At 66.4% G+C, this 13,721-nt stretch carries 11 protein-coding genes; 2 read left to right on the forward strand and 9 right to left on the reverse strand.

Annotation, left to right across the window (positions count from 1 at the left end; genetic code table 11):
* Positions 1-145: 145 nt before the first annotated feature.
* Positions 146-1,189: an oxidoreductase gene (locus tag ACSYHF_RS17225; RefSeq protein ID WP_447575846.1), complete on the forward strand. Its 1,044-nt coding sequence runs from the start codon at positions 146-148 to the stop codon at positions 1,187-1,189.
* 184 nt (positions 1,190-1,373) lie between these two features.
* On the opposite strand, the gene gnd is transcribed toward ACSYHF_RS17225, so the two are convergent.
* From gnd to ACSYHF_RS17260, 7 genes are all read right to left on the reverse strand, one after another.
* Entirely contained in the window at positions 1,374-2,279 is a 906-nt protein-coding gene (gene gnd, locus ACSYHF_RS17230; RefSeq protein WP_111128252.1) for a phosphogluconate dehydrogenase (NAD(+)-dependent, decarboxylating), read from the reverse strand.
* A gap of 10 nt (positions 2,280-2,289) precedes the next feature.
* Positions 2,290-3,528, reverse strand: coding sequence for a hypothetical protein (locus ACSYHF_RS17235; RefSeq protein WP_447576445.1), 1,239 nt, complete (start codon positions 3,526-3,528; stop codon positions 2,290-2,292).
* A gap of 17 nt (positions 3,529-3,545) precedes the next feature.
* Positions 3,546-4,136 (reverse strand): DUF2242 domain-containing protein, encoded by a 591-nt coding sequence (locus tag ACSYHF_RS17240; RefSeq protein ID WP_005419366.1) that lies wholly within the window; start codon positions 4,134-4,136, stop codon positions 3,546-3,548.
* A 234-nt stretch (positions 4,137-4,370) separates the two neighbouring features.
* The gene (locus tag ACSYHF_RS17245) at positions 4,371-6,548 is read right to left on the reverse strand and encodes a carboxy terminal-processing peptidase (protein WP_005419368.1); all 2,178 of its coding nucleotides are present in this window, start codon (positions 6,546-6,548) and stop codon (positions 4,371-4,373) included.
* Positions 6,549-6,826: 278 nt separating this feature from the next.
* Positions 6,827-7,837, reverse strand: coding sequence for a lipoyl synthase (gene lipA, locus ACSYHF_RS17250; protein WP_005419370.1), 1,011 nt, complete (start codon positions 7,835-7,837; stop codon positions 6,827-6,829).
* Between the two features lie 18 nt (positions 7,838-7,855).
* Complete coding sequence (gene lipB, locus ACSYHF_RS17255) at positions 7,856-8,566, reverse strand: lipoyl(octanoyl) transferase LipB (protein ID WP_005419373.1); 711 nt, start codon at positions 8,564-8,566, stop codon at positions 7,856-7,858.
* Positions 8,554-8,832, reverse strand: coding sequence for a YbeD family protein (locus ACSYHF_RS17260; protein ID WP_005411067.1), 279 nt, complete (start codon positions 8,830-8,832; stop codon positions 8,554-8,556). The genes lipB and ACSYHF_RS17260 overlap by 13 nt, the downstream gene beginning before the upstream one ends.
* Positions 8,833-9,183: 351 nt before the next feature.
* Here ACSYHF_RS17260 and ACSYHF_RS17265 point away from each other — a divergent pair, with 351 nt between their 5' ends.
* A complete protein-coding gene (locus ACSYHF_RS17265) occupies positions 9,184-10,242 on the forward strand; it encodes a lipid A deacylase LpxR family protein (protein WP_080375075.1) in 1,059 nt (352 codons plus the stop codon).
* Between the two features lie 48 nt (positions 10,243-10,290).
* On the opposite strand, the gene ACSYHF_RS17270 is transcribed toward ACSYHF_RS17265, so the two are convergent.
* Positions 10,291-12,222 carry a YadA family autotransporter adhesin gene (locus tag ACSYHF_RS17270; RefSeq protein ID WP_447575847.1) on the reverse strand — a complete coding sequence of 644 codons (1,932 nt, stop codon included), beginning with the start codon at positions 12,220-12,222 and terminating at the stop codon, positions 10,291-10,293.
* Positions 12,223-12,421: 199 nt separating this feature from the next.
* Complete coding sequence (locus ACSYHF_RS17275) at positions 12,422-13,639, reverse strand: D-alanyl-D-alanine carboxypeptidase family protein (protein ID WP_447575848.1); 1,218 nt, start codon at positions 13,637-13,639, stop codon at positions 12,422-12,424.
* Between the last annotated feature and the right edge of the window lie 82 nt (positions 13,640-13,721).

Here is a 13,721-nt window from a genome sequence, read left to right on the forward strand (position 1 = left end):
GCCAGTCTGGACAAGCGCACGTGGAGCAGGCGTGGCGTCGCGGTCATGCCGCCGTGAATCGAAGCGTTTCCAACGGCAACGGTTCAGTTTTGGGCTGTCCGCATCTGTCGTTTACCCTGCCCTTCCCCCCTGCCGGAGCTCTGCCATGCGCCCCGACCTGCACCTGGCCCTGATCGGCTACGGCCTCGCCGGCCGCGTCTTCCATGCGCCGCTGATCCAGCACACGCCCGGCCTGGCCCTGCACAGCATCGTCAGCTCGCAGCGCGACACGTTGCTGCGCACGTTCAGCAACGTACACGTGCGTGCAACGCCACAGGACGTGTTCGACGATCCAGCGGTGGATGCGGTAGTGATCGCCACGCCGAACGAACAGCACGCGCCGCTGGCGATGGCCGCGCTGGCCGCCGGCAAGCACGTGCTGGTCGACAAACCCTTTGCGCTGGATGTGGCCGAAGCGGAAACGGTACTGGCCACGGCACGCGACGCCGGCCGCATCGCCACCGTGTTCCAGAACCGGCGCTTCGATGCCGACTTCCTCACGCTGCAGGCGCTGCTGTCCGAAGGCACGCTGGGCGAGGTGGCCGAATGCCATGCGCATTTCGACCGCTACCGGCCGCAGGTGCGCGACCGTTGGCGCGAACAGGACGGGCCAGGCAGTGGCCTGTGGTACGACCTCGGCCCGCACCTGCTGGACCAGATGCTGGTGCTGTTCGGCTGGCCCGACGCCATCGATGCGGATCTGGCCGTGCAGCGCCAAGGTGGCGCCGGCATCGATTACTTCCACGCCGTACTGCACTACCCCCAGCATCGCGCCATCGTGCATGCCGGTTCGCTGGTGGCTGCCCCTGCCCCGCACTTCAGCGTGCATGGCAGCAAGGCCAGCTGGATCAAGTACGGCCTGGATGTGCAGGAGGCCCAGCTGCGCTGCGGCGTAGCGCCGGGTGCGCCCGGATGGGGCATCGATCCCCGGCATGGCGAACTGGTGCACTGTGATGCAGAAGACAATGTTCTGCGCAGCACCGTCGACAACCTGCCCGGCGACTATCGTCGGTTGTATGCGCAGTTCGCCGCGGCGATGCACGGCGACGGCGAAGCGACGGTCAGCCCGATGCAGGCATTGCAGTTGATGCGGCTGCTGCAGGCGGGCATGGACAGCGCGCGCGAAGGCCGGCAGATCGCGTTGCACTGACCAGTAGATCCACGCCATGCGTGGATGACGTGGCAACGATCGGAGACGGCTTTTGTAGAGTCGAGCCATGCTCGACTGGCTGCATGGGGTCAGAACCCTTTCCTGCGGAAAGGGATCCGACCCTGATCTGCCCGGGGTCGGATCCCTTCGGCAACGCCGAAGGGCTCTGACCCCACCGCAGTGCTTACGACTTCTTGATGGCGTGGCCGCCGAATTCATTGCGCATCGCCGACAGCAGGCGGTCGGTGAACGAATTCGATTCCCGCGAACGCAGGCGTTCCAGCAGCGACAACGTGATCACCGGTGCCGGCACGTCCAGCGCGATGGCTTCGGCCACGGTCCAGCGGCCTTCGCCGGAATCCTCCACGTATGGCGCGATGCCATCCAGCGACGGATTGCGCTTGAGTGCTTCGGTGCTCAGGTCCAGCAGCCACGAGCGCACCACGCTGCCGTGACGCCACACCTCGGCTACCTGGGCCAGGTCCAGCGCCATCTCCTGCTTGCGCTCCATCAGCGCGAAGCCTTCGGCATAGGCCTGCATCATTCCGTATTCGATGCCGTTGTGGACCATCTTGGTGAAATGGCCGGCGCCGGATGGACCAACACGCGCCCAGCCACGATCTTCAGCCGGTGCCAGCGTGCGCAGCAGCGGTGCGATCTGCTCCACCACCGATGCTTCGCCACCGACCATCAGGCTGTAGCCTTCCTGCAGGCCCCACACGCCGCCGCTGGTGCCACAGTCGACGTAGCCCAGATCGTCCTCCGCCAGCGCCTTGGCGCGACGGATCGAGTCCTGGTAGTTGGAGTTGCCGCCGTCGATGACGATGTCACCCTCAGCCAGGTGCGGGGTCAGCTGTCCCAGCGTCTGGTCGACGGTTTCACCCGCCGGCACCATCAGCCACACCACGCGCGGCACCGGCAGCGCGGCCACGGCGGCGGCCAGCGAATCAACCACCTCCAGGCCGGCCTCTGCAGCACGCTGGCGCGCACTTTCGCCCGGGTCGTAGCCGACCACGCGGTGGCCACCGCGATGCAGGCGCTGGGCCATGTTGGCGCCCATGCGGCCGAGGCCGATCATTGCAATATCCATTGTTTCACCTTCAGTTGGGGTCTAGGGTCAGGCTGCCTGGCCTGCCGGTAGCCGCGCAGTGGCGCAGCTGCGCCTCGCGCCAACGCCGGTAGAGCGTGGTATGCAGATTGTGCACCGCCAGGTCGATCGAAAACGGCGTTCTCGGGTTGCGATCGAGCAGGCGGACGATGTGGTAGCCGATAGGACGTATACCGCGCGGATGCACGTAGATCACGAACTGCTGGTAGAACGGATCGTCCAGCAGCTGATCCATGCGCACCAGAGCCGCGTGGTAGCGCGGTGCCAGGCGCGCGCGCAGCTGTGGATCGCGCTCGAACAGCAGGCGCTCGAAATAGCGCTGGCCGATGCGCGGGATGTCCTGCGCCAGTTTCAAGAGCTCGGCATTGCGCTGGTCGTACCAGGCCAGGCCAGCGTGCAGTGCCAGCGCCTGCGCAGCGCCCTCGCCCACCTCGACCACCACGAAGTTCTCGGCCTGGTTACTCAGGTCGTCCAGCGTGCCTTTGTCGTACACATGTTCGATGAAACCGGGCACGCCCACGAACGCCTGCCGCCCCATCGCCGAGGTGCGCACCGCCTTGCCATCGGCGAAGAAGTCACCCGCATGCGCGCCGAGCAGGATGCTGTCGGTGTCGTGCAGCGCGAGGAAGGTGCCGATCGACAGCTCCTCCGCTGCGAACCCAGTGTCGAACGCAGCATCGCCATACAGCTCGCGCTGGGTGGCCAGCTGTGCGACCTGGCGGCCGACACCGCATTCGGCACGCACGGCACCGCTGTAGAACGCCTGCAGCGCATGGCTGTTGCCCGCGCGGGGCACGAAGCCACGACCGAAACTGCGTGTACGCTGCCAACCCTGTGCCGGTGCGCCCTGCAATCCGAAGCCGATCCATCCCAGCTGCGGGCCGGAGAAGCGGAACGTGGGATTGCCCTGCAATGCCGAAGTCGCGCGCCGCGTGGCCGCCCCCAGCTGGAAGGCATAGGCGCAGACGGTGGCGGGGTCATCCAGCAGCTGCTGCAGCAGTGCCTGCCGAGCGGCAGCGGGCAGCGCCGCCGGCCACCGCACCTGCAGGTCGCCGGCCGCTTGTGAATCAGCCAGCGAGGCACGCGTACATACGGGACCACCGCGCACCTGCGGCGCGGTGAGGGACGCTTCTTCGAAGCGCCACCCCAACCGCTGCAGCAGGCCCTGCGTACAGTCCGGGGATGGCGCTGCCACGACCCACGCGGGCGCCAGCAGCAGGGCTGCAATCAGCCACCTGCCGCGCACTCTCAGCCCTGGTCCGTAACCGCCGGTGCGGGTTCCGGCGCCGCGGCCGGCGATGGCGATGGCGTGCCCGCCGCGGCCGGCAAATACTGCTGCAGGCGCTGGAAGAAGCGACGATAGAACTCGGCATCCGTGACCGTGCTGCTGGCCACCTTCACCAGCGAGTCGTCGTTGCTGCCGAACGGCAGCGACACCGAGCCCAGCGCACCCACACCGACACTGGCCGAGGTCGGACTCTTCTTCAGCGCGTAGCGGTCCTGCACGGCACTGACGAACACCAGCGTCTGGCTGCCGCGCGGGGCGCAGGAGATGCGCAGCACCAGCTGCTCATGGTCATCCTCGCGCGGCTGGAAGTTCTTGTTGCCCTCCACCTGCGCATCATCGGAACGGGCGATGGCATAGCCTTGGCTGAGCAGCGTGCGGCGCGCGGCCTCGCAGGCTTCGCCGGGGCGTCCCTCAACGGTGCGCGAGAAGGTATCGCCGGAATCGAAAGACTCGCGCAGCACGGTGCTGTCGGCGGCGCGGCCACCACAGGCCGAAAGGATCAAGGCGCTGGCGCACGCCACGGCAGCGCTGGAAAGACGGGAGGCCCGCATGGGTACTCCTGCGAGAACGGAAGCACCAAGGGTAGTCCCGCCCCCGTGTGCGGCAGGTCGATATGCCCCCCCACGTTGCTCCCGGTTCATGCACGTAAAAGGGGACGGAGGGGATCAAGTCGTTTGCGGCACTTCACTGGCCCGGGCATGGCCCGGCGCGACCGGGAATGGGCTTCCCAAACAAGAAGGGGCCGGCAATGCCGGCCCCTGCGAATGTCGCGCGCCGTCTCCGGCTCAGTCCGCCCAACGCCCCGCGCCGGTGGACTGCGGCAGCACCTGGGCCGACAGCGGACGGTCATTGGCCAGCAGGTTCACCGCGTCGGCCAGGATCGAGGCCGACTCGCGCAGCAGCGGGTCCGGACGCTTTTCGGCGGCCTTTTCGCGGGCGGCATCCTTCACGATGTCGCGCTCGTTGCCGGTCAGGCCATCATCACTGCTGTCATCGGCCAGCGGGTCCAGGGCCAGGCCCAGCTCCTTGCGCTGCAGCTGGCGTTCCTTGCGCTGGGCGTCCTGGCGCTCGCGTTCGGCGCGACGGGTGGCCTCGTTGAGCGAGATGTACTTCTTCGCCGCCTCGGTTCGGAACTGCTGCACGTCCTCGTTCCACCACTGGAATTCCTTGTCGGTAGCGATTCGCGCGTCGTGGCGGGCCTCCAGCTTCGGCAGCAGCGGCGCGAAGTTGCCGTACTGGGTGTGCGGCACGGCGGCGATGCGGGTCCACGGCAGGGCGTTATCGTAGGTGCTCTCGCCGAACTCGGTGGCATCGACGCTGGCCGGGAAGGCCAGGTCCGGCACCACGCCCTTGTGCTGGGTGCTGCTGCCGCTGATGCGGAAGAACTGGGCGATGGTCAGCTTGACCTGGCCGAAGCGCTGGGTCTCGCCACTCGGCCAACGGTCGAGGTCGACGATGTTCTGCACGGTGCCCTTGCCGAAGCTGGTTTCACCGATCACCAGGCCACGACCATAATCCTGGATCGCACCGGCGAAGATCTCCGAGGCCGAGGCCGAACCGCGGTTGATCAGCACCGCCAGCGGGCCATCCCACGCCACACCCTGGTTGCGGTCGCTGTTGACGGTGACGCGGCCACCGGACTCACGTACCTGCACCACCGGGCCCTGCTCGATGAACAGGCCGGTCAGTTCGATGGCTTCATCCAGCGAACCGCCGCCGTTGTTGCGCAGGTCCAGCACCACGCCGTCCAGCTTGTCGTTCTTGAAACCAGCCAGCAGCTTGGCCACGTCGCGGGTGGCCGAGGCATAGTCGGCGGCGTTGCGGCGGCGGCCTTCGAAATCCTGGTAGAAGGTCGGCAGCTTGATCACACCAATCTTCCGTGCCGGCTCGCCGTTGGCGGCCGGAATGGTCATGGTCTCGCCCTTGGCGGCCTGTTCGGCCAGGCGCACCTTCTGCCGGGTCAGCACCAGGGTGTGGTGCTTGCCATCGGCACCTTCGGCAGCCGGAATGAACTCCAGCTTGACCTGGGTGTCCTTGGCGCCGCGGATCTTGGCCACCACATCGTCGATGCGCCAGCCGATCACGTCCTCGACCTGGCCAGACTTGCCCTGGCCAACGCCGACGATGCGGTCACCCGGCTTCAGCGTGCCGTCCACCGCAGCCGGGCCACCGGCGATGATCTCGCGGATCACCACCACGTCGTCCTGGCGCTGCAGCTGCGCACCGATGCCTTCCAGCGACAGCGACATCGCCTGGTTGAAGTTCTCGGCCGTGCGCGGGGTGAAGTAATCGGTGTGCGGATCAACCGCGCTGGTGTACGAATTCATGAAGAACTGGAAGACGTCTTCGCCCTTCAGCTCATTGACCGACTTCTCCAGCGTCGCGTAGCGCTTGTCCAGCGTCTTGCGGATATCGTCCGGCTTCTTGCCCGCCAGCTTCAGGCGCAGCCAGTCGTTCTTCACCGACTTGCGCCACAGCTCATCCAGCTCGGCGCTGCTGGCCGCCCACGGCACCTTCTTGCGGTCGTATTCGAAGCGCTCGTCGGTGGTGAAGTCCGGCTCCTGCTTGAGCAGCTTGCGCGCAAAGGCCACACGTTCGCCGACACGCTGCTTGTAGACCGCGAACACCTGGAACGCCGGCTCCAGTTCGCCGCCACGGATGGCCGAGGAGATGTTGGCTTCGAAGGGCGCGAAGCGCGCCACGTCGGCCTGGGTGAAGTACTGCTTGGCGCCGTCCAGCGTCTCCAGATAGCGCTTGAACACGTCCTTGGAGGTGGCCTCGTCCAGCGCACGCGGGCGGTAGGCGTAACGACTGTCGGACAACAGGCCATACACCAGCTTGGAGGTGGTCACCTGATCGGCGGTTGCCGCAGCGGGCAATGCAGGCGAGTCGGCCTTGGCCGCCAGCGCCAGCGGCGCGACCAGCGCCAGGGCCATCAGGAATGCGGGGGCTTTGAATTTCATTGACGTGCTCGAAGGCGCCTTGCCAAGGGGGAGACTGCAGGGTGTTCAGACACCCCGACAGTGCCGAAAGTTGCCGGGTTTGTCACCCGGCCGCGCTCGGTGGAAAACCAGCCTAGCGGGGCCGGTGTAGCAAATTGTGAATGCATGTAGAGCCGAGCCCATGCTCGGCTGGCCGGCAGCAAGCAGCCGAGCATGGGCTCGGCTCTACCGCAGGCAGAGGTGTGCGGACCAACGGTCCGCACCCACGGGAGAAGCAACTCCCACCCACCGGGAGGGTGTCAGGAAACCCCTGCGCCCTTGGCCTGAACGTCGGCGTGGTACGACGAGCGCACCATCGGGCCGGACGCCACGTGGCTGAAGCCCAGCTCGTAACCGTAGTCTTCCAGTGCCTTGTAGTCGTCGGGGGTCCAGTACTTCAGCACCGGGTGATGGTGCGCGGTCGGCTGCAGGTACTGTCCGATGGTGATCATGTCCACATCGTGCGCGCGCAGGTCACGCATCGTGGCCTTGATCTGTTCGAAGTCTTCGCCCAGGCCCAGCATGATGCCGCTCTTGGTCGGCACGTCCGGGTGCTGCGCCTTGAAGTTCTTCAGCAGGTTCAGCGACCACTGGTAGTCCGCACCCGGGCGCACGTTGCGGTACAGGTCCGGCACGGTCTCGATGTTGTGGTTGAACACATCCGGCGGGTTCTGCGCCAGGATCTCCAGCGCACGTTCCATGCGGCCCTTGCCGCGGAAGTCCGGGGTCAGCACTTCGATGCGGGTACCCGGCGACTTTTCGCGGATGGCGGTGATGCAGTCGACGAAGTGCTGGGCACCGCCGTCGCGCAGGTCATCGCGGTCGACGCTGGTCACCACCACGTACTTCAGGCCCATGTCGGCCACGGTCTGGCCGAGGCTGGCCGGCTCGTTGGCATCCGGCGGCTTCGGGCGGCCATGGGCCACGTCGCAGAACGAGCAGCGCCGGGTGCAGACCTCACCGAGGATCATGAAGGTGGCGGTGCCATGACCGAAGCACTCGTGGATGTTCGGGCAGCTGGCTTCCTCGCATACCGTCACCAGGCGGTTCTCGCGCAGCTTGGCCTTCAGGTTCTGCACGGCATTGCCCGAAGGAATGCGCACGCGGATCCAGGACGGCTTGCGCAGTACCGGCGCGTCGGCGAACTGCACCGGCGAACGGTTGATCTTGTCACCGCCCAGCTGCTTGACCCCGGCCTGCAACGGCGCGGTGGACGGAGAATCGCCCTGCACGATCTGCAGGGGAATGGAACGGGCGGTGGTTTCAGTCATGGCAGTTCCGGGGAGCGGTCAGGCGGCCGCAGAAAGATCGGGCAGTTCGGGCGTGTGCTGCAGCAGCAGGCCAAACTGGCGGGCCAGGTGGTCCAGCAGCACCGGCTTGACGGCGTCCATCCCGGAGGGGCCGCCCAAATCCAGCACCGAGGTCACCTGCAACCCCTGATAGCCACAGGGATTGATGCGGTGGAAGGGTTCCAGGTCCATGGCCACGTTGAAGGCCAGCCCATGGAAGGTGCAGCCGCGGCGCACGCGGATGCCGAGTGCGGCAATCTTGGCACCACCGACGTAGACGCCCGGGGCGCCCTCGCGGCGTTCGGCGCCGATGTTCCACTCGGCCAGGGTATCGATGAGCGCCTGCTCGATGCGGCACACGTAGTCGCGCACACCGATACCCAGCCGTGGCAGACGCAGCAACGGATAGATCACGATCTGGCCGGGACCGTGATAGGTCACCTGGCCGCCGCGGTCCACGTGCAGCACGGGGATGTCGCCCGGCGCCAGCACATGCTCGTCCTTGCCGGCCTGGCCCAGGGTGAACACCGGATCGTGCTCGACCACCCACAGCTCGTCGGCATCGGCGTCGCTGCGCTGGTCGGTGAAGCGCTGCATGGCGCGCCACACCGGTTCATACGGCTGGCGGCCGAGGTCACGGACCAGCGCCGGACGCGGCGCACGGTCCTCCGGGGCGGCTTCGGCCGGGCAGGAGTCGGCTACAGCGTCCACTTCACTTCCGGGTGGTCACGCAGCGCCTGGTGCGCCAGGTCGTACTGTTCGCGGCTCTCGGCCTTGAACACGATGCGGACGGACACGTACTTGCCGTTGGAGGAGTGCTTCCAGCTGATGCGTTCGTTCACCACATCGATGCCGGCGGCCAGCAACAGGCGGGGAAGCTCATGCTCCAGGCCGCGGTTGGCCGGGCCCATGGCGCTGAGCTCGAACTGGCCGGGGAACTGGAAGCCGTGGTCGGGGTTGTCGGACTTGATTTCCATGGCCCCATTATCGGGCCGCAGGGCAACAAACCCAAGAGTATTCATCAACGCCAGGACCGCACCGGCGGTCTGCTGCGTTGCAGGCGGCCCAAAGGGACGGGCCTGAGGCCCAACGGCAGCTGACTGCAATCTCCTGACCGTCACCCACGCGAACATCGTACGGGCGGCCCGCGAACGCCTTCACGCCAGGCCCGCGGCGCGTGCGCGGGTAACAAATTGTGCCCGCCGGACAATGTTGTTTTCGGAACAGACAAGTGATCCGGACGTGCTCGTTCCGACGCGCGGGCACGAGTACCGTAGCGTTGCAGAAAACGACTGAAAACCGCCCCCTTCCCCATGAGCATTCCATCCATGCGTAGTGTCGCAGCTCTCGGGCTCGCCGGCCTGCTGGCCTCTGCCCTCCCCCTTGCCGCCCAGGCGGCCGAACAATGTGGCCCGGACGCCATGCGTGACCACCCGCCGCAGGTCAATTTCCGCGTCGACAACGACCTGTTCGGCGGCCGCCACCAGGATCAGGGCTATACCAACGGTGCGCTGTTGACCCTGGTCTCCCCCAATCTGGTCGATTACACCGACGACCCCTGCCTGCCGCGCATGGCGCGCTGGGTGAACCGGTACCTGGAAGGGCTGCATCCGGGCAAGTTCGAACAGCAGAACATGATCTTCAGCATCGGCCAGGGGATCTTCACCCCGACCGATTTCACTCGCAGGGACCTGATCGAGGACGACCGCCCTTACGCCGGCGTGCTGATCGCGAACTTCGGTTTCAATGCGCGCAGCGGCGACCGCCTGCAGACCACCCAGCTGACACTGGGCGTGGTCGGCCCTTGGGCACAGGGCAAGCAGGTGCAGAATGCCGTGCACGACGTGCTGGGCGACGAAAAATTCAAGGGTTGGGACAACCAGCTGCACAACGAACCACTGTTCATGCTGACCCATGAGCGCATGCGCCGGTGGCCGGGCGATGCCAGCGTCAATGCCGACGGTTGGGGCTGGGACGCGATCAGCCACTACGGCGGGTCGATCGGCAACCTGGAAACCAAGGCCAATTTCGGCGGTGAAGTGCGCTTTGGCTGGAAGCTGCCGGACGACTTCGGCAGCACGCCGTTGCGCCCGGCCGGTGAGAACACGGCGCCGACCCGCAGCGGCCGCCCCGGTGGGTGGTCCTGGCACCTATTCGCGACCTCGGACGCTGCCTGGGTGATCCGCGATATCACCCTGGATGGCAACACCTTCCGCAACAGTCACAGCGTGGACAAGCGCCATGTGGTGGCCTACGGCGGGTACGGCGTGGCGGTGATGTACGGCCGCTGGAAGTTCGCTGCCGCGCGCTACCACAGCACGCGCGAATTCAACGGCCAGCGCGAGGCGCCGGTGTTCGGCAGCTTCACCATCAGTCGTGCGCTGTAGGCCCAGCCTCGGTTCCGCCGGGTGTTGCCCGGCGGACACCTCGCGTGCCTACCAGCTGAAACCCGCGCCGGCAGAAACGCTCTGGTCACTACCACTGAAGGCGCCACCCAAGGACACCGAGACGTTCTTCTTCTCGCCCAGTATCCGCTGGTAACCCACGGCCAACGCCGAACGCCCGTTCTGCGAACCGACACCCGCACCCACGCGGTTGTCGCCGCTCAAACCGGCGGTGTTGATTGCCATGCCCGCATAGGCCGCGCTGATCGCCCCCATGCGGTCAAGCCGCGTGTCCATCGCGTTGAAGCGGCCATCGGTGTACTCACGCTCGGCCTTGAAACGATCATCCATCTGCTGCACGTTCACCGCATCGGTCGGGCGTACGCCGGCCGCGACATTGCTGACGACGCGCTCATTGCCCTGGGAGCCCACCGAGAACTCACTGTCGCGGTCAGCCGTAGATCCGGCACCGACAGCAACCGAATTGTTGCCCGTCGCACTGGCGCCTTCGCCCATGGCAACCGAGCCCGTACCCGAGGCCACACTACCCTCGCCCACGGCCACTGCACCAACGCCGGACGCCGCGCTTCCATTGCCAAGGCCGATCGCGCCCTTGCCGGAAGCATCGCTCCCTTCGCCAATGGCCACCGATCCCTCACCGGTACCGGGGGAGACACCCGGATTGCCCGTGCCGGGATTTCCGGTCCCCGGGCCACCAATGGAACCATCCTCGATCCCACGCTCGATCGAACCCAGCCGGTCGTCCATCTGTCGCCATTGGGCTTCCCAGTTGGCATTCATCTGCCACAGCTGGCTGCCATTGACGGCTTCCATGCTGAACTGGCCAATCTGGCCGGCGGCGACCTTGTCCAGCACCGTGCCACCCGTTCCGCCGAGCGAGGCCCGGGACAGACTTGCATCGTCGTAAGTGAGCACGCTCAGCGTCTCGCCACTGACGGGATCAATCGCGCCAGCCGCCCGCAGCTGCGCGATGGTCACCACGTCATCTTCGTTGACGCCGTTGGCCACGCCGCTCAGGCGCCGGTAGCCATCCCCGCCTGCGAAATCCACCACAGTACCGCCCTTGCCGGCAGCCACGCTCACCACGCCCGTACCGGAATCATGGGTGACGATGCCGGAGGAGCCGTCAGCAAGGCCCGCGACGTCATCACTCAGCGTCTTCAGCGAGCCTTCTGCGCCGGACATGCGCGTCTGCAATCCGCCAACGCCGCTCTCCAGCGAGCCCACCTGGGCACCCAGCTTCGAGGCATCGTCCTTGATCGTGTCGATGTCACTCTCCACCCGCCCAACGCGCTCATTGGTCGAGAACAGCTGCGCACCGGTGATGGCATCGGCACTGCCTGCAGCGATCACACCGTCAGCCATGTTGGTGATGCGGCGGTTGTCAACGCCATTGCCCACCGATACCGTGTTGGCCGCATTGGTGGTCGCCCCGGCTCCCAAGGCGACGCTGTTACTGTGGCTGGCGGTCGCATCGTAGCCCACCGCTACGCCACCTTCGGCCGAAACAGTACTGGCATTGCCCAGGGCTACTGCCTTCATCTTGGTGGTTGGGGCCCCGAGCACGCTCGCGCCCCCGCCCATAGCCAGCGATCCTCCACCCACGACCTGCGCACCGGGTCCGATCGCAATCGCGTAGTCCGGCGAATCAGTGCCCGGCGAAAGTGAGCTGTCCGTCCTTGCTGAATTGCCGATGGCAATGTCGCGCGCGCCCCCCGCTACGGCGTCATCGCCCAGTTCAACCTTGGTGGCAAGCACACTCGACCACGTCGCCCCCTGGTCACTGGTGCAGCGCTCGCGCTCCGCATCGGTTGCTTCATTGGCGCAGTCCCCCCTGTCCGCTGCTGCAGCCAGAGCTGCTGGCAGCATCAAGGCACCTGCCAACGCCAATGCCAGCGGGGTGCGGCGCGCAGTGCAACGCGTCGTTGGAGAAATCACGGACATCAGCGTGCGAATGGTCATTGGCATGTACTCCTATGGAATGGGACGGAAAGCCGCAGTGCCCGGCAGTCCTGTTGCTTACATGCTCGACCTGACACGCCGGCAAACCCATCGGACGTGTACCAATTCCACGCGCCGGACCCGGCCCGACAGCGTCGATACAGGCAAAGAAAAAGGCCGGCATTCGCCGGCCTTTTCGTTCACCACGCCGGGGCGTGGATCATTCCGATTCCCACCACATCCAGAAGCTGTCCCACAGGCGCTTGAAGAAGCCGGCCTGCTCAACGGCGGCCACGGCCACCAGCGGCGCTTCGGCGACGACCTTGCCATCCAGGGTGACCTTCACGGTGCCGATCTGCTGGCCGGCGGTGAACGGTGCTTCCAGGGTCTTGGGCACATCGATGCTCGGCTTCAGGTCGTTGTAGCGGCCGCGCGGCACGCTCACCAGCATCGGCTGGGCCACCCCCAGCTGCACCTTGTCGGTGGTGCCCTTCCAGACCTTGTGCTCGGCCACGGCCTTGCCCGGTTCATACAGACGGTGGGTCTCGAAGAAGCGGAAGCCCCAGTTCAGCAGCGCCAGGCTGTCATCGGCACGCTGCTTTTCCGACGCACCGCCCAATACCACGGCGATCAGGCGCTGGTCGCCACGTTGCGCCGAACTCATCAGGCAGTAACCGGCTTCGGAGGTGTGGCCGGTCTTGATGCCGTCCACGCTGCCGTCGCGCCACAACAGCAGGTTGCGGTTCGGCTGCTTGATGTTGCCGACCTGGAATTCCTTGATCTTGTTGTACGCGTAGGTTTCCGGGTAATCACGCACCATCGCGCGGCCCAGCAGCGCCAGGTCGTAGGCGGTGCTGTGGTGGCCTTCGGCGGTCAGGCCGTGGGCGTTGACGAAGTGCGAGTTCTTCATGCCGATCTTGGCGGCGTAGCTGTTCATCAGCGACGCAAAGGCTTCTTCGCTGCCGGCCACGTGCTCGGCCAGGGCGATCGCGGCATCATTGCCGGACTGGATCGCCATGCCCTTTTCCATGTCTTCCAGGCGTGCGGTCTGGTTGACCGGGAAGCCGCTGTAGCTGCCGTCGGTACCCGCGCCGCCTTCGCGCCAGGCGCGTTCGCTCATCATCACCTGGTCATCCGCACGGACCTTGCCGTTCTTGACCTCGGCGGCGATCACGTAGGACGTCATCACCTTGGTGATGCTGGCCGGGGCCAGCTGCTCGTGGATGTTCTCGCCGGCCAGCACCTGGCCGGTGGCGTAGTCCATCAGCACCCAGGCCTTGGATACGCTCGGCACCGGCGCCGGCGGGGTGGCAACGGTGACCGGGGCGGCAGCGGCGGCGGGCGCCGGCGTGGCCGGGGTCGGCAGCGGGGTCTGGGCGGAAGCCAGGCCCACCATCAGGGTGGCGGCCAGGGCGGTGGCGGCGGAACGGAAATTCATTGGACAGCAGGCTCCAGGGGACGGCCAGGAATGGAGGGTGGAACGTAGTGGCCATTGTAAGGCCGGGGCAGCATGGGCCGGC

It is taken from the genome of Stenotrophomonas maltophilia group sp. P373 (assembly GCF_053295075.1).